This is a genomic window from Streptomyces sp. TRM70350 (genome assembly GCF_019219825.1).
Lineage (GTDB): Bacteria > Actinomycetota > Actinomycetes > Streptomycetales > Streptomycetaceae > Streptomyces.
Genome location: NZ_JAHUXH010000024.1, coordinates 42,017 through 56,985, shown reverse-complemented (window position 1 = coordinate 56,985; position 14,969 = coordinate 42,017). Strand labels below are relative to the sequence as shown.

The 14,969-nt window shown below is 72.0% G+C and carries 17 protein-coding genes; 8 read left to right on the top strand and 9 right to left on the bottom strand.

The genetic code is table 11. The annotated features are described in order from the left end of the window. Positions 1–29 precede the first annotated feature (29 nt). Positions 30–269, bottom strand: coding sequence for a DUF3311 domain-containing protein (locus tag KWI83_RS28340; protein WP_218517237.1), 240 nt, complete (start codon positions 267–269; stop codon positions 30–32). Between the two features lie 182 nt (positions 270–451). On the opposite strand from KWI83_RS28340, the gene KWI83_RS28335 reads away from it, so the two are divergent. The 5 genes from KWI83_RS28335 to lnt all read left to right on the top strand — a co-directional run bounded on the left by KWI83_RS28335 (position 452) and on the right by lnt (position 5,125). Further along, the gene (locus KWI83_RS28335; RefSeq protein WP_218517236.1) at positions 452–2,014 is read left to right on the top strand and encodes a sodium:solute symporter; all 1,563 of its coding nucleotides are present in this window, start codon (positions 452–454) and stop codon (positions 2,012–2,014) included. Then, positions 2,011–2,658: an RNA polymerase sigma factor gene (locus tag KWI83_RS28330; RefSeq protein ID WP_218517235.1), complete on the top strand. Its 648-nt coding sequence runs from the start codon at positions 2,011–2,013 to the stop codon at positions 2,656–2,658. The genes KWI83_RS28335 and KWI83_RS28330 overlap by 4 nt, the downstream gene beginning before the upstream one ends. Further along, positions 2,655–2,963 carry a hypothetical protein gene (locus KWI83_RS28325; RefSeq protein ID WP_218517234.1) on the top strand — a complete coding sequence of 103 codons (309 nt, stop codon included), beginning with the start codon at positions 2,655–2,657 and terminating at the stop codon, positions 2,961–2,963. Before KWI83_RS28330 ends, KWI83_RS28325 begins: the two co-directional genes overlap by 4 nt. Positions 2,964–3,018: 55 nt before the next feature. Continuing rightward, complete coding sequence (locus KWI83_RS28320) at positions 3,019–3,495, top strand: nuclear transport factor 2 family protein (RefSeq protein ID WP_218517233.1); 477 nt, start codon at positions 3,019–3,021, stop codon at positions 3,493–3,495. 64 nt (positions 3,496–3,559) lie between these two features. Then, entirely contained in the window at positions 3,560–5,125 is a 1,566-nt protein-coding gene (gene lnt, locus KWI83_RS28315) for an apolipoprotein N-acyltransferase (protein ID WP_218517232.1), read from the top strand. Here lnt and KWI83_RS28310 read toward each other — a convergent pair. Both KWI83_RS28310 and KWI83_RS28305 read right to left on the bottom strand, forming a co-directional pair. Then, complete coding sequence (locus KWI83_RS28310) at positions 5,040–5,954, bottom strand: Gfo/Idh/MocA family protein (RefSeq protein ID WP_218517231.1); 915 nt, start codon at positions 5,952–5,954, stop codon at positions 5,040–5,042. The two genes, lnt and KWI83_RS28310, sit on opposite strands and share 86 nt — an antisense overlap. Positions 5,955–5,964: 10 nt before the next feature. Continuing rightward, complete coding sequence (locus KWI83_RS28305; protein WP_218517230.1) at positions 5,965–7,161, bottom strand: FAD-dependent monooxygenase; 1,197 nt, start codon at positions 7,159–7,161, stop codon at positions 5,965–5,967. Positions 7,162–7,279: 118 nt separating this feature from the next. Between KWI83_RS28305 and KWI83_RS28300 the strand changes: the two genes are divergently transcribed. The 3 genes from KWI83_RS28300 (at position 7,280) to KWI83_RS28290 (ending at position 9,598) form a co-directional block, all read left to right on the top strand. Continuing rightward, the gene (locus KWI83_RS28300; RefSeq protein ID WP_218517229.1) at positions 7,280–7,885 is read left to right on the top strand and encodes a TetR/AcrR family transcriptional regulator; all 606 of its coding nucleotides are present in this window, start codon (positions 7,280–7,282) and stop codon (positions 7,883–7,885) included. A 41-nt stretch (positions 7,886–7,926) separates the two neighbouring features. After that, positions 7,927–8,439 carry a DinB family protein gene (locus KWI83_RS28295; RefSeq protein WP_218517228.1) on the top strand — a complete coding sequence of 171 codons (513 nt, stop codon included), beginning with the start codon at positions 7,927–7,929 and terminating at the stop codon, positions 8,437–8,439. A 682-nt stretch (positions 8,440–9,121) separates the two neighbouring features. Continuing rightward, positions 9,122–9,598, top strand: a complete 477-nt coding sequence (locus tag KWI83_RS28290; RefSeq protein ID WP_218517227.1) for a hypothetical protein — start codon at positions 9,122–9,124, stop codon at positions 9,596–9,598. Between the two features lie 26 nt (positions 9,599–9,624). Here the strand turns inward: KWI83_RS28290 and KWI83_RS28285 are convergent, their stop codons facing one another. From KWI83_RS28285 to KWI83_RS28260, 6 genes are all read right to left on the bottom strand, one after another. Next, positions 9,625–10,143, bottom strand: coding sequence for a hypothetical protein (locus KWI83_RS28285; RefSeq protein ID WP_308122226.1), 519 nt, complete (start codon positions 10,141–10,143; stop codon positions 9,625–9,627). Positions 10,144–10,258: 115 nt separating this feature from the next. After that, positions 10,259–10,951 (bottom strand): uracil-DNA glycosylase, encoded by a 693-nt coding sequence (gene ung / locus KWI83_RS28280; protein WP_218517226.1) that lies wholly within the window; start codon positions 10,949–10,951, stop codon positions 10,259–10,261. 79 nt (positions 10,952–11,030) lie between these two features. Then, positions 11,031–12,611: an ABC transporter substrate-binding protein gene (locus KWI83_RS28275; protein WP_308122225.1), complete on the bottom strand. Its 1,581-nt coding sequence runs from the start codon at positions 12,609–12,611 to the stop codon at positions 11,031–11,033. A 242-nt stretch (positions 12,612–12,853) separates the two neighbouring features. Next, positions 12,854–13,615 carry an SDR family oxidoreductase gene (locus KWI83_RS28270; RefSeq protein ID WP_218517224.1) on the bottom strand — a complete coding sequence of 254 codons (762 nt, stop codon included), beginning with the start codon at positions 13,613–13,615 and terminating at the stop codon, positions 12,854–12,856. 11 nt (positions 13,616–13,626) lie between these two features. Then, positions 13,627–14,388, bottom strand: coding sequence for a 3-oxoacyl-ACP reductase FabG (gene fabG / locus KWI83_RS28265; protein ID WP_218517223.1), 762 nt, complete (start codon positions 14,386–14,388; stop codon positions 13,627–13,629). 159 nt (positions 14,389–14,547) lie between these two features. Continuing rightward, positions 14,548–14,964: a DUF3037 domain-containing protein gene (locus KWI83_RS28260; protein WP_218517281.1), complete on the bottom strand. Its 417-nt coding sequence runs from the start codon at positions 14,962–14,964 to the stop codon at positions 14,548–14,550. Between the last annotated feature and the right edge of the window lie 5 nt (positions 14,965–14,969).

Sequence of the window (14,969 nt, the reverse complement as noted above, 5' to 3'; positions counted from 1 at the left end):
CAATCACCAGGGCCAGGGACAGCCGGGGATCAGCGGCAACGGCGCGCATCGCGCGGCCGGTCCCGCCCCCTGCGCAGCAGATGGGCGGCCAGCAGGGCAAGGCCGCAGCCGGGCACCCAGGCCAGCTGGTACCAGTAGAAGAAGGGAACGCCGGCCAGTCGCGGGTGGTCACCGGCGTACAGAGGCACCCACAGCAGGCCGGCCGCGGGTGCGAGGAGCAGTCCGGCGACCGTGACACGGCGGAGCCGGGGGTGACCGGTGCGTGCCATGGCGGCCTCTTCTCTCGCGTTCCCTGTTCGTTCTGTGCAAGAGTTGCCCGACTCCTCGACATGGTTGACAGCGGATTTCCAGGAAATTAATCCGCGGTTTTCTGTCATCGGATTCGGCGGCCCGCGCAACTCTTGGGCGGGGACTCCCGCGCAAGGCTCAGGCACACCAAGGACGGTGACCGATGACGAACGCTGCGATGGCCGTGGCATTCCTCGCCGTCATCGGCGGTACCTCGCTCCTGACCATCACCGCCCGTCGCCTCCACCCCAGCGACCGGCTGCCCTCCCTGGAGGGCTGGGCGCTCGCCGACCGGTCCCTCGGACCCTGGTGGAGCTGGCTGCTGCTGGGCAGCACCATCTTCACGGCGTACACCTTCACCGCCATTCCGGGACTGGCGTACGGCAACGGCGCACCCGCGTTCTTCGCCGTGCCGTACACCGTGATGGTCTGCCCGCTCGCGTTCGTGCTGCTCCCGCGGCTGTGGGACGTCGCCCGCCGCCACGGTTATGTCACGGCCGCCGACTTCGTGCGCGGGCGTTACGGTTCACCGCTGCTGGCCCTGGTCGTCGCCCTCACCGGGATCCTCGCCACCATGCCGTACCTCGCGCTGCAGCTGCTCGGCATCCGCGCCGTGCTCACCGCCGGCGGCGTCTACGCGCGCGGCGCCACCGGCGACTTGGTGATGGTGGCCCTCTTCGCGGGCCTGGCGGTGGCCACCTACCGGCATGGACTGCGTGCCCCCACTGTCATATCGGCCCTCAAGGGGCTCGCCATACTGACCTCCCTCACCGCGGTGTGCTGGCTGGTCCTCGACCGGCTCGGCGGCCCCGGTGCGGTGTTCGACCTCGCCGCCCGGCGGCTCGCGGAGGCGGACACCGCCGATGCGTCCCTGTTCCTCAGCCCCGAACAGCAGTCCGCGTACGCCACCCTGGCCCTGGGCTCCGCTCTGGCCCTGCTGATGTATCCCCACGTCCTGACCGCGGGTTTCGCCGCCTCGGGACCCGACAGCCTGCGCAAGGCCTCCGTCGCGCTGCCCGCCTGGACGGCGGTGCTCGCCCTCTTCGGGTTCCTCGGCATCGCCGCCGTCGCCTGGGGAGTACGCGCCCCCGGAGGCTCCGCCGAGTCGGCCGTCCCCATGCTGGTCGACCGGCTGATGCCCGCACCACTGGCCGGACTGGTGTTCGGCGCGATCACCGTGGGAGCCATGGTGCCGGCGGCGGTGATGTCGATCGCCGCCGCCACGTCCTTCGTACGCAATGTGTACGTCGAGTACGTCCATCCGACAGCCACACCCAAACGGCAGGTACGGGTGGCCAAAGCCGTGTCACTCACCGCGAAAGTGGGGGCCGTCGCCTTCGTCTTCGGCCTGCGCGGCCAGGACGCCATCAACCTCCAGCTGCTCGGCGGCGTATGGATCCTCCAGATCTTCCCCGCCGTGGCCATCGGGCTGTTCACCCGGTGGCTGCACCCGCGGGCGCTGCTCGCCGGATGGGCGGCGGGCATGGCCGCCGGCACGTTCATGGTGGTCCGCGAGGGGTTCTCGTCCGTCGTGCCGTTCGGATCCGGCGAACAGCCACTGGAGATCTACGCGGGCCTGGTCGCCCTGCTGCTCAACCTGGCCGTCGCCGTGGTGACCACCATCGTGCTGGAGCGCACCGGTGCCTCTGGAGGCGCCGACAGCACCCAACTACCGTCCCGTCTGATGGTCAGGCGGCACCCCGAGACGGGAGCGACGAACCCGTGAGACGCAGACAGGAACACTCCGCCACCCTGCCGCCGACCGCCGCACTGCCGTCGGCACCGCCGGTACCCGGCGCGCGCCCGTCGGCGGCCGAGACGGTCGCTCTCCCGCCCGGGCCCCAGGCGGGTGCCCTGCACGCGGTGACCGACCCGGAGCAACTGGAGCGCGAGGCCACTGTCGCCCGGCTGTTCGATCTGCACTACTCCTCGATGCTGCGCCTCGCCGTACTGCTCGGCGCCGACGACCCCGAGGACATCGTGGCCGAGGCGTACTACCAGATCTACCGGAAGTGGAACAGGTTGCGGGACAACCAGACGGCCGAGGCCTATCTGCGCTCCACCGTCTGCAACCTGACCCGCATGCGCCTGCGCCACCTCCAGGTCGTCCGGAAGCACGCCACGCGCCCGCCCGAGGAGGTCGTCGCCTCCGCCGAGAACTCGGCCCTGCTCCGCGACGACCAGCGCGAGCTGATCAACGCCCTGCAGCAACTTCCCGCCCGGCAGCGCGAGGCCCTCGTCCTGCGGCACTGGCTGGGCCTGAAAGAGAGTGAGATCGCAGCCGCCATGGGGATATCGGCCGGTTCGGTCAAGACGCACACCGCTCGCGGTATCGTCGCCCTGACCCAGGTGATGGAGGCCCGCCGATGAACGACCGCATCCACACCTCCCGCCCCGGTGACACCGTGGGCAAGACCGAACAGGAGCTGCGCGAGGCGCTGGCGGCCCTGGCGAGCGGAGTCCACGCCGCCCCTGACGCGTACCGCACGGCGTGCGGCGACTGGGTGCGCCGGGAACGCCGCCGCCGCCTCGTCCTCGCCGTCCTCATCGCCGTCGTCTTCACTCTCGCCACCGTGATCGGCCTGTGGGTTCTCAACCAGGCCCCGGCCGAGCCCGGTGTGATCTTCCACGGCGCCCAGGGAACGGTGAGCGCCGGGCCGACGGCTGTCCCCTGAGAACAACACGGCACGCCCTCTTGGCGCGGCCCGCCCCGTGCCCAACACTGAGCCGATGACGCAGCGCGTGGAACTCGCGACCGTGATGGACCGGCTGGCCGTCGACAGTCTGGTCACCGACTACGCCGTGGCGGTGGACGACGGCGACTGGGAGGCGTACCGGAAGCTGTTCACCCCGGACGGGCGGGCGGACTACCGCTCGGCCGGCGGCATCGAGGGGGACGCCGTGGAGGTCGCCGCGTGGCTGGCCGAGAGCATGCGGGCGTTCACCATGCGCCAGCACCTGATCGTCAACCGCCGGGTCCGCTTCGGGATCCTGGAGCGGGACACCGGGGACACCGCCCAGGTCCAGGCCGACTACGTCAATCCGATGCGCCTCGCCGGTAACGGCTCGGCGCCCGACTTCGTCTGCGGCGGCCGGTACGCGTTCGAGCTGCGGCGCACGGACGACGGCTGGCGGCTGCGCGAGGTGGTCGTACGGGAGAAGTGGCGGAGTGTGCCCCAGGGGTCCGGGGTACCGGTGATCGACTGAGCGGGCGCCTTCTGTACCGAGATCGCCGGGCCCGCGCACACTGGAGCCCACAGGGAGGCGCCGTATGAAGACGCTGGACCGCTGGCTCGGCTCCCCGTGGCCGCGCTCCGCGGTCGCCGCGGTGGCGGGCGCCCTGCCCACGCTCGCCTTCCCGGCCCCGTCCCTGTGGTGGTTCGCGTACGTCGGCCTCGTCCCGTGGATCCTGCTGGCCCGCACCGCGCCGACCGGGCGGCGGGCGCTGTACGACGGCTGGTGCGGCGGCTTCGGCTTCATACTGGCCGGGCACCACTGGCTGCTGCCGAACCTGCACGTGTTCACTTTCGTGCTCGCCGCCCTGCTCGGCGCGCTGTGGGGGCCGTGGGGCCGGCTGGTGCGCCGGTTCCTCGCCGGGACACCCTCGGCGGGCCGGATCGCGGCCGCGCTGCTGGTGCTGCCGTCGGGCTGGCTGGCGGTGGAGCTGGTGCGGTCCTGGCAGGGGCTGGGCGGGCCCTGGGGCATGCTGGGTGCCAGTCAGTGGCAGGTGGAACCGGCGCTGCGGCTGGCCTCCGTGGGCGGGGTGTGGCTGCTGAGCTTCCTGCTGGTGGGCGTCAATGTCGCCGTCGCCGTCCTGATCGCGGTACGGCGGTCCCGGGTGCCGGCCGTCGCCCTGCTGGCCACGGCGACGGTCACCGCGGCGGCCTGGATGTGGTCGCCGCGGCCCGAGGTCGAGAGCCGGGTCCGGGTGGCGGTCGTACAGCCGGGGGTGATCGCCGGAGCCGAACGCCGGTTCGATCGCGAGGAACAGCTCACCCGGCGGCTCGTCGGCCAGGACGTGGACCTGATCGTCTGGGGCGAGAGCAGCGTCGGCTACGACCTCGGCCGCCGTCCCGACCTGGCGCGGCGCATCGCGGCGCTGTCCCGGGAGACCGGGGCCCCGGTCCTGGTCAACGTGGATGCCCGCCGCTCGGACCGGCCGGGCATCTACAAGAGCTCGGTGCTGATCGGCCCGGACGGCCCGACCGGTGACCGCTACGACAAGATGCGGCTGGTCCCGTTCGGCGAGTACGTCCCGTTGCGCTCGCTGCTCGGCTGGGTGACCTCCGTCGGCGAGGCCGCGGCCGAGGACCGCAGGCGCGGCACCGAGCAGGTCGTGATGGACGTCGGGGGCGGGCTGCGCGTCGGCCCGATGGTCTGCTTCGAGTCGGCGTTCCCCGACATGAGCCGCAGCCTCGCCCGCAACGGCGCCGACGTACTGGTCGCCCAGTCGGCGACCTCGACGTTCCAGCAGAGCTGGGCGCCCGCGCAGCACGCCTCGCTGGCCGCGCTGCGCGCCGCGGAGAGCGGCCGCCCCATGGTGCACGCCACCCTGACCGGCATCTCCGCCGTGTACGGGCCCGAGGGACAGCGGACCGGCCCACCGCTCGGGACGGACGCGAGCACCACACAGGTGTACGAGGTGCCGCTGGCCGACGGGGTCACACCGTACGTGCGCCTGGGCGCCTGGCCGGTGTACGTCGCCGTGCTGGTGCTGCTCGCCCTGGTCCTGATCGAGGGCGGACGGGCGGTCAGGCGACCGCGCCGGAGCGCTCCAGAACCGCCAGTACCACCCGCTCGCACAGTTCGTGGGTCGCCAGCGCGTCCCGGGCGCTGAGGGGCTTGCCCGCGCGGACGGCGTCGAGGAAGGCCAGCACCGCCTGCTCGATGCCCCGCTGGCGGGCCACCGGCACCCAGTCGCCGCGGCGCCGCAGCGTCGGCTGACCCTTGTGGTCGATCACCTCGGCGAGGTTGATCACCTGCCGCTTGGTGTCCTGCCCGGAGACCTCCAGGATCTCCTCGGCCGACCCGCTGAGCCGGTTCATCACCCCCAGCGCGGTGAACCCGTCCCCGGCGAGCTGGAGCACAACGTGGTGCAGCAGCCCGTCCACGGTGCGGGCGCGCACGGTCACGTCGTCGATCTGGCCCGGCACCAGGAAGCGCAGTGTGTCCACGACGTGGATGAAGTCGTCCAGGATCATCGTGCGCGGCTCTTCGGGCAGCCCGACCCGGTTCTTCTGCATGAGGATCAGCTCGCGCGGATGCTCGGCGCACTGCGCGTACGCGGGCGCGTACCGTCGGTTGAAGCCGACGGCCAGACTCACGCCCCGGTCCTCGGCGAGCGCCACCAGCCGCTGGGAGTCGGCGAGTTCGTACGCCAGTGGCTTGTCGACGTACGTCGGGACGTCCGCCTGAAGCAGCCGGGTGACGATCTCGGGGTGCACGGCGGTGGGGGCGTGCACGAAGGCGGCGTCGAGGTCCTGGGCGAGGAGCGCGTCCAAGGTGCTGTGGCGCTGGGTGCGGGGCAGGTGAAGGCTGTCGGCGACACGGTTCAGCGTGGCGGGCGTGCGGGTCTGCAGGTGCAGCTCGACCCCGGGCTGGACGCCGAGCACCGGCAGATACGCCTTCTGCGCGATGTCACCGAGTCCGATGCAGCCGACCTTCACGGGGGCTCCCTCACTGCTTGCCTGCTGGGGTCTGCTCGGAAGCATACGGCTGCCCCGGCGGCCGCCAGTCGGCGATGCCGTCGAAGCCGCGCAGGAACAGCGCCGGTCCGGCCTTGGACAGGGCGGCGATCGCGGCGTCGCGCACGGCCGTGCCGACGCGGCTGCTCATCATGTTCAGCCGCGCCACCTTCACGGCCTGGCGGGCGATGGCCGTCGTACGGGGCAGCCGGGCGGCGGTGTACGCGGCCAGGTCGGGTGCGTGGAAGGCGAGGACGATCGCGTCCTCGATGGCCTGGTTGCCGCCCTGGCCGAGAGTCGGCGGCATCGCGTGGGCGGCGTCGCCGAGGAGGGCCACCCGGCCGCGGTGGTGGGCGGGCAGCGGCTCGGCGACGTGGTGCACGTCGTGGCGCAGCACATCCTCGGGGCGGGCGGCGGCGAGCACGGCGGGGATCGGGTCGTGCCAGTCGCCGAACAGCCGTAGCAGCTCGGCCTTCTCGTCGTCGGGCGCGCGCTGCCCGGCGGGCGTGACGACGGCGGCGTACGCGTAGACACGGCCGTCCTTGAGCGGATGCGTGCCCCAGATACGGCCCCGCCCCCACGTCTCGTGCGAGGCGAACTCCACGCCGGGCACCGGGATGACGACCCGCCAGGTGGTGAATCCGGCGTATGCGAGCCCTGGGTGCTGCGGGAAAAGGGCCCGGCGTGCGGCGGAGTGGATGCCGTCGGCGGCCACCACCAGGTCGGCCTCCCACTCGCCGTCGGGGCTGGTCACGCGGGCCGGGCGGTCCGCGTCGCCGGGGTCGACGAGGGTCGCGGGGGCGGACGTGCGGATGCGGTCCTCGGGGAGGCGTGCGGTCAGGGCGTCGACGAGAGTGGCGCGGTGCAGGAGGACGAGGGGGCCGCCGAAGCGCTCGGCCACAGCGGCGGCGCTGGACCGGGACAGCCAGCGTCCGCTCGGGGTGCGCAGGCCTCCCCCACCGCCCTGCCAGGCGGTCAGGGCTCGGATCTCGTCGCCGAGGCCGATGACGTCCAGGGCGCGCAGGGAGTTGGGGGCGAGGGAGATGGCCGCGCCGACGGGGGCCAGGGAACGGGCGCGTTCCAGGACGGTGACCTGCCAGCCGCGCCGGTGCAGGGCGACGGCGGCGGTCAGACCGCCGACGCCGCCGCCGATGACGACGGCTCGGGGTGGGGTGGATGTCGGTGCCATGAGTTCCCCCTCGCATTCATCGCGTTCTTCATCGTATGCGCCTCTCTTCACTACGCCCGTAGTGGCGGCCGCGTTCCGACCGTACTACACATGTAGTGAGAGCGGTAGGTTGAGCAGCATGTCCGTACGCACCACGGGCGCGTCCCGCGCCGATCTCGTCGCCGACACCGCCCTCGCCCTGCTCGCCGAGCGCGGGATGCGCGGGCTGACGCATCGGGCGGTGGACGAAGCGGCCGGGCTCCCCCAGGGCTCCACCTCGAACGTGGCGCGCACCCGCCAGGCGCTGCTGGAGCTGGCGGTGCGTCGGCACGCCGAGCGGGAGGCGCGGGTGCTCGCGCTGCACGAGATGCCGGACCCGCGCGGCGGACTCGACCCACTGGTGGACGGCCTCGCCCTCGCGGTCCACCGGTCCCTCACCCGCAACCGTGACCTGGTCGTCGCCCGCTACGAACTCGCCCTGGAGGCCACCCGACGCCCCGGACTGCGCGCGTACTACGACGCCACGGGCGCCCGCTTCCGCGAGCAGCTCACCGGCCTGGTGACGGCGATGGGGTCGACCGACCCGGACCGGCATGTGCTGATGCTGGTCGCGTGGGCGGACGGGCTGATGTTCAGCTGCGTGGCCGGGTCCTTCAACGCGGAGGTGCCGAGCCTGGACGAGGTGCGGGCGGGGCTGCGGGAGCTGCTCGGCGGGATGTTCGGCGGGGCACCGGGGCGGTCGTAAAACTGCTGGTGGCTTCCGTGGTGGTGAGCGAGGATGCGCTCATGACAACGCAGCGCCGCGAGCCCGCCCAGAACGCCGACGAACGGACCATGCTGGAGGGCTGGTTGGAGTATCACCGGCAGACCTTGGCGTGGAAGTGCGAGGGACTGAGCGACGCGCAGTTGCGGATGGCGGCCGTGGAGCCGTCCGAGCTGTCCCTGATGGGGCTGGTACGGCACATGGCGGAGGTTGAGCGGGGCTGGTTCCGCAGGGTGCTGGTCGGCGACGACCCGGGGCCCATCTACTACACCGAGGAGGACCCCGACGGCGAGTTCCACCTCACCGAGGCGGACACCTGGGCGGAGGCGTACGCCACCTGGCAGGCCGAGATCGCGGTCGCCCGGCGCAACGCGTCAGGCTTCGGACTGGACGACCTGTCCAAGGGCCGCGGCCGCCACAGCGACGAGCCGTTCAGCCTGCGCTGGATCTACACCCACATGATCGAGGAGTACGCCCGCCACAACGGCCACGCGGACCTGATCCGCGAGCGCGTCGACGGCGCGACGGGCGACTAGGTGTTATTGATCCGCGCGTTGTTCGTACGGGTGATGGGTGGCTGGCCGACGGATCAGGTCGCGGGGAACGGCGCCTGATCAGCGCCCGGCGAGAGGGGTCCGGGGTGCGAAGACCCGCGTCGGCTGCGTGATCCGCCGAACAGAGGCTCAGACCGCGCGTCCGCGCGGGCCCCCAGACAGACGGCAGACGCGCGCCGACGCCGGACCCACCGGACAGATCCCAGACCGCGCCACCACGCCGGACCCCGCACAGACCCCAAACCCCGCGACCACATCTGGCCCCAGACGCACCCCAGACCCGCTCCCACACCGCATCCGTAGCCCCCGCCCCACCCGGGGGCCGCCAGACAGACCGCAGACCCCGCCACCACGCCGGACCCCGCACCGACCCCAAACCCCGCCACCGCGCCAGACCCACACCGGACGACCACACACAGCGCGCCCCCACCGCACCCAAGACCCCACCCCACCCAGGGCCGCCCAACAGACCCCAGACCCGCCTCTGCTCCGACCCGCCAGACAGACCGCAGACCCCGCCGCCGCGCCCGACCCGCCGGGCAGGGTTCCGGGCGTCAGCCCGGGTGGGTGTGCGCCCTCCCTGCGGGGGCGTAGTTCACCCGTCCGGAGCAACCTGTGCTGGTCCGTCGGGTTCTGCTGGGCCGGAGCCAGCAGAGTTGCGCGGGTGCATCGAACGACGACCACCGCGACGCTGCTCGTCACCGTGGCCCTCTCCGCTGTCTCCGGCTGTGTGACCGTCCAGCGGGGCCCCGCCGCCGTGCCGCCGGCGTCGGCCCAGCCGTCGGGACCGCGCCCGGACGGCCGCGCCGAACCGCAGATCGTGCAGGCGCCGGCCCGCGAGGCCCTGGAGATGATCGGCCCGTCCCGGCCCGGCCCGGCCACGCCGGAGCCACGCCGCCCCACCACGAAGGCCCCGTCACCGACCCAGCAGCCCCCAGCCCCGCGCCCGGAGTCCCGCCCGCACTCCGACCCGCCCCGCCCCGAGTCCCGCCGCCCGCACCAGCAACCGCCCGCCGAGATCCCGGACATCTCCCCCACGCTCGGCGCGAACACCGACGTGTGCGCCCTGGGCAGGAAGTACGGCGGCTGGCGCCCGGACAGCCCGGAGGCGGTGATCTGCGAGCAGACGTACGGGCGGTGAGGGCGCCACCGTGAGCGGCGCGGCGCTCACGGCCGCTGCCGAGGCGGACCCCACACCCCGCCCGGTGAACCGCCCTCCCCCAGCCGTAGCTCCAGGCGCCCGATGGCCGCCCGCACGCCCTCCCCGTACGTGTCGTCGCCCAGGGCGTCCGACGCCCCACGTGCCCGGCGCAGATGGGTGCGGGCGGCGTCCGAGTGGCCGAGTTTGACGTAGTCGGCGGCGAGGTTCAGATGCAGGGAGGGATACAGGGCGCGTACCGCCAGGGCGCCCTCGTGGGCCGCGAGCCGGTCGTCGGTCAGCTCTTCCGCCGCGCCCAACGCCCGCAGGTCCCAGGCCAGTTCGTCGGAAGGGTCGTCCTGGGTGTCGGCCATGTAGTGGGCCAGCGTGCAGCGGTGCAGGGGGTCGCCGTCCTCGCCGATCTCCGCCCACAGCTGGAGGAAGCGGTGTCGGGCCTCCTCTCGGTCCCCCGCGTGATGCAGCATGACGACCTGCCCGATCCGCGTCATCACGGCATCCGGTGCCGCCTGCTCCTGTCGCTCCGCCACCGCACCCTCCGCACTCTCGCCGACGTCCCGTCCGTCCCGACGCTAACGGCCGCCACCGGCAATCCCGGCGAGGCGGGGCCGACCCGCGACGCGGGCCGGCCCCGAGCAGCGCCGGTCAGGCCAGGTCGGCCAGGTTCGGGATGCGCCAGTCCACCGGCTCGTGCCCCTGCCGCGCGATCGCTTCGTTGATCTGCGTGAACGGCCGGGAGCCGAAGAACTTCTTCGCCGACAGCGGCGAGGGGTGCGCGCCCTTCACCACCACGTGCCGGGTCTCGTCGATCAGCGGCAGCTTCTTCTGCGCGTAGTTCCCCCACAGCACGAACACCGCCGGGTCGGGCCGCTCGGCCACCGCGCGGATCACCGCGTCGGTGAACTTCTCCCAGCCCTTGCCCTTGTGCGAGTTGGCCTCGCCGCCCCGGACCGTCAGCACCGCGTTGAGCAGCAGCACGCCCTGCCGGGCCCACGGCATCAGACAGCCGTTGTCCGGGATCGGCAGGCCGAGCTCCTCCTGCATCTCCTTGTAGATGTTGCGCAGCGAGGGCGGGGTCTTCACCCCGGGGCGGACCGAGAAGCACAGGCCGTGGCCCTGGCCCTCGCCGTGGTACGGGTCCTGGCCGAGGATCAGGACCTTCACCTGCTCGTACGGCGTGGCGTCGAGCGCCGCGAAGACCTCCTCGCGCGGTGGGTAGACGGGACCCTTCGCCCGCTCCTCCTCCACGAACTCCGTCAGCTCCTTGAAGTAGGGCTTGTGCAGTTCGTCGCCCAGGACCCCGCGCCAGGACTCGGGCAGCATGGCGATGTCCGTCACGTCAACTTCCTTACGGTGTGGTCGGTTCCAGACCACAGAACCTACCGGCGACCACTGACAACGGACGCCACGGGCGGCCTCACCAGCTGGTCTTCCGGTACAGCTCCCACACCATCATGATCGTCGACGGGTCCAGGGCGCGCTCGGCGCCGGAGATCTCCTCGCTGGCGGCGACGTACTGCTTGCCCTGCCACAGCGGCAGCAGCCGTACGTCCCGGACCAGGATCTGCTGGGCCTCCTCGAAGTCGGCCTCCACCTGGGCGCGGTCGCTCTCACGCCGGGAGCGGGGCAGCAGCTCCTCGGTGATCTTGGGCGCGGGGTAGGGCGTACCGAGGGCGTTCTGTTCGCCGACGAAGGGCGCGATGTAGTTGTCGGCGTCGGGGAAGTCGGGGAACCAGCCGCGCCCGAACACCGGGTACTCGCCCTTCTGGTAGCCCTCGACGTACGTCTTCCAGGGCCGGCTCTTCAGGGTGATCTCGAACAGGCCGGAGGCCTCCAGTTGCCGCTTGAGTTCCTTGAACAGCACGGCGGTCTCGGAGCCGTAGCGGTCGGTGGTGTACCAGAGGGTGAGCGGGACCGGCTCGGTGATGCCGGCCTCGGTGAGGATCGTGCGGGCCTTGTCCGGGTCGGGGTCGCCGAAGTTGTCGAAGAAGCCGGTGGTGTGGCCGGTCAGGCCCTTGGGGACCATCGAGTACAGCGGGTCGACGGTGTCCTTGTAGATCTCGTGCGCGATCCTCGCCCGGTCGACGACCTGGGCGACGGCCCGGCGCACGGGTGTCTTCCCGGCCCACTCGTCCTTGGGGTTGAACACCAGGTAGCTGATGTCGGCGCCCGCGCCCTCGACGAGATGCAGGGTGTCGTCGGCGTCCCTGCTCTGGAGCGCGACGATGTCGTCGGCGGCGAGGCCGCGGTAGGTCAGGTCGATGTCCTGGTCACGCAGGGCCTGGACCATGGCGCCGGAGTCCTGGAAGTAACGGATGGTGACAGCGTCGTTTCTTCGCTCGGCGAAGCCCTTGTAGCGGCCGTTGCGGACGAGTTCGGCCCGCGCGCCCTCGTCGTAGGAGTCCAGGACGTACGGCCCGGAGCCGGTGACGCCGCCGTCCTCGCGGAGGGCGTCGGCCGGGTAGTCGTCGGGGTCGACGACGGACGTGGCGGGGGTGGCGAGCACGAACGGGAAGGTGGCGTCGGACGTCTTGAGGTGGAAGACGACCTCGCGGTCGCCGAGTGCCTGCACCCGTTCCAGGCTGCCCAGCAGCCCGGCGGGGCCGCTCGGCGCGTTGATGGCCAGGATCCGGTCGATGGAGTGCTTGACGGCCTGGGCGTCGAGCGAGTCGCCGTCGGAGAAGGTCAGCCCCTCGCGCAGCTCGCAGCGGTACACGCGGTTGGAGGAGTCGGTGAACTCGCAGCTCTCGGCGGCGTCGGGCTGGGGCGTGGTGGCGCCGTTGGGGTAGCTCAGCAGCGTCTGGTAGATGTTGCGGAACAGCTCCCAGGAGCCGTCCCAGGAAGCGGCCGGATCCAGTGTGCTGGGGGCGCTGGTGGTCCCCACGACGATGGGTCCCCCCTCGGCGGGGTCGCCGTCCGAAAACAGGCTGCACCCGGCCAAGAGGGATATGGAAGCGATCGCCGCCACTTGCCGCAGGCCTCGGTTCCGGTTGAACACGCGCACGCTCCTCGATCTGCCATACCAAGGGTCGGCAGACCCTATCGCAGGCGCTGACGGCCTGAACCGTGCTTGCGCTAGGTCGTTGATCACCTTCCGCATGACGACGTTGTCATCGGCCGGTACGACGCCGATGTCGACAGGGGCACCGTTTCCGTCAACGACATCGCGTCATGCGATCATCCGTCGACGGAGTCGGCGCCCCTGTCCGAAAACACCCGACGCGCGATGGTCCGATCCGGTCAGCCCACCCCGGCGTTGAGGAAGATCCCGCCGTCGACGACGAGCGTCTGACCGGTGATCCAGTCGGCCTGCGCCGAGGTGAGGAACGCGGTCGCGCCGCCGATGTCGGAGGGCACGCCGAGCCGGCCCAGCGGGTAGGCCGCGGCGGCCTCCGCCTCCCGGCCCTCGTACAGGGCCTGCGCGAACCTGGTCTTCACCACCGCCGGGGCGATCGCGTTGACCCGTACCTTGGGCGCGAACTCGTGCGCCAGCTGCAGGGTCAGGTTGATCATCGCGGCCTTGCTGATGCCGTACGCGCCGATGAAGGGCGAGGCGGAGACCCCCGCCACGGACGCGATGTTGACGATGGCGCCGCCGTTGTCCTTCTGCCAGGCGTGCCAGGTCTTCTGGGCAAACCCGAGCGCCGAGACGACGTTGGTCTCGAAGACCTTGCGGGCGACGTCGAGGTCGAGGTCGGCGATCGGCCCGAACACCGGGTTGGTACCGGCGTTGTTGACCAGGTAGTCGACCCGGCCGAAGGCCTCCATGGTGCGTTCGACGGCGACGGCCTGGTGGTCGAGGTCGTGCGCCTTGCCGGCGACGCCGATGACCCGGTCGGCGCCGAGCTGCTCGACGGCCTCCTTCAGGGCGTCCTCGCCCCGGCCGGTGATGCAGACCCGGTCACCGCGTGCGACCAGGGCCTCGGCGATGCCGTAGCCGATGCCGCGGCTGCCGCCCGTGATGAGGGCGACCTTGCCGGAGAGCTCAGGCAGTTCAGTCATGTCCGTGCTCCCTAGTCGAGCGGTCCGCCGGCGACGTACAGCACCTGGCCGGAGACGAAGCCGGCCGCGTCACCCGTGAAGAAGGCGATGGCGTTGGCGATGTCCTCCGGCTCACCGACGCGCTGCACCGGGATCATGGAGGCGGCCGCGGCCTTGAAGTCCTCGAAGCCCATGCCGACCCGCTCGGCGGTCGCGGCCGTCATGTCCGTGGCGATGAAGCCGGGGGCCACGGCGTTGGCGGTGACGCCGAACTTGCCGAGCTCCTTGGCGAGGGTCTTGGTGAAGCCCTGCAGACCGGCCTTGGCGGCCGAGTAGTTGGCCTGGCCGCGGTTGCCGAGCGCGGAGGACGAGGAGAGGTTGACGATCCGGCCGAACCCGGCGTCGACCATGTACTTCTGGCAGGCCCGGGACATCAGGAAGGCGCCGCGCAGGTGCACGTTCATGACGGTGTCCCATTCGGCGACGCTCATCTTGAACAGCAGGTTGTCGCGGAGCACGCCCGCGTTGTTGACGAGGATCGTCGGCGCGCCGAGCTCCTCGGCGACCCGTGCGACGGCCGCTTCGACCTGCCCCTCGTCGGAGACGTCGCAGCCGACCGCGATGGCCTTGCCGCCGGCCGCGGTGATCTTCTCCACGGTGTCCTTGCAGGCGGCCTCGTCGAGGTCGAGCACGGCGACCGCGCGGCCTTCGGCCGCCAGGCGTACGGCGGTGGCGGCGCCGATGCCGCGCGCGGCACCGGTGACGACTGCGACCCGCTGCTCAGTGGTGGACATTGCTGCTTCTCCTCGCCCTTGGGATGCGGCTCAGCGGCACGCTCCCCGATGAGCGACCGCTTAGTACCTTCAGCAGACGTGACGCTAGAAGCACTGGCACGCGGTGTCAACGGCCCATCGGGGTGCAGGTGATCCATCACCTCATCACCCGGTCCGCCATCACCTCACCAGCAGGTCGAGCAGCCGTTCGGTCTCGGCCACCGGGTCGGTGGTGAGCCCCGTGTGCACGGGCCCGGGCTGGACGACCGTGGAGCGGGGCGCGATCAGCCAGCGGAAACGCCGCCCGGCGTCGTCGCCCGCCGCCTGCCCGGCCGCCTGTCCGCCCCCGCACACAGCCTCCACCGCGCGCAGCGCGGCACGCACACCGGCCACGTCCGCGTCCGGGTCGAGGGCCAGCAGCCGCGCTTCGTCGAGGTGGGTGCGGGCGCCGACGTACGCCTTGGCACGGCAGTACACGAGCACCCCCGCGTTGATGCACTCACCGCGCTCGATGCGGGGTACGACGCGCAGCACGGCGTACTCGAAGACGTCCCGGCCGCCGCCCTGACCGGCCCTGGTGATGTGGCGCTCGCTCAGCTCGC

Excerpts from the sequence above, each read along its gene's own strand:
- KWI83_RS28340 (WP_218517237.1), bottom strand. The coding sequence starts at position 269 with ATGGCACGCACCGGTCACCCCCGGCTCCGCCGTGTCACGGTCGCCGGA.
- KWI83_RS28335 (WP_218517236.1), top strand. The coding sequence starts at position 452 with ATGACGAACGCTGCGATGGCCGTGGCATTCCTCGCCGTCATCGGCGGT.
- KWI83_RS28325 (WP_218517234.1), top strand. The coding sequence starts at position 2,655 with ATGAACGACCGCATCCACACCTCCCGCCCCGGTGACACCGTGGGCAAG.
- KWI83_RS28320 (WP_218517233.1), top strand. The coding sequence starts at position 3,019 with ATGACGCAGCGCGTGGAACTCGCGACCGTGATGGACCGGCTGGCCGTC.
- lnt (WP_218517232.1), top strand. The coding sequence starts at position 3,560 with ATGAAGACGCTGGACCGCTGGCTCGGCTCCCCGTGGCCGCGCTCCGCG.
- KWI83_RS28305 (WP_218517230.1), bottom strand. The coding sequence starts at position 7,161 with ATGGCACCGACATCCACCCCACCCCGAGCCGTCGTCATCGGCGGCGGC.
- KWI83_RS28300 (WP_218517229.1), top strand. The coding sequence starts at position 7,280 with ATGTCCGTACGCACCACGGGCGCGTCCCGCGCCGATCTCGTCGCCGAC.
- KWI83_RS28295 (WP_218517228.1), top strand. The coding sequence starts at position 7,927 with ATGACAACGCAGCGCCGCGAGCCCGCCCAGAACGCCGACGAACGGACC.
- KWI83_RS28270 (WP_218517224.1), bottom strand. The coding sequence starts at position 13,615 with ATGACTGAACTGCCTGAGCTCTCCGGCAAGGTCGCCCTCATCACGGGC.
- fabG (WP_218517223.1), bottom strand. The coding sequence starts at position 14,388 with ATGTCCACCACTGAGCAGCGGGTCGCAGTCGTCACCGGTGCCGCGCGC.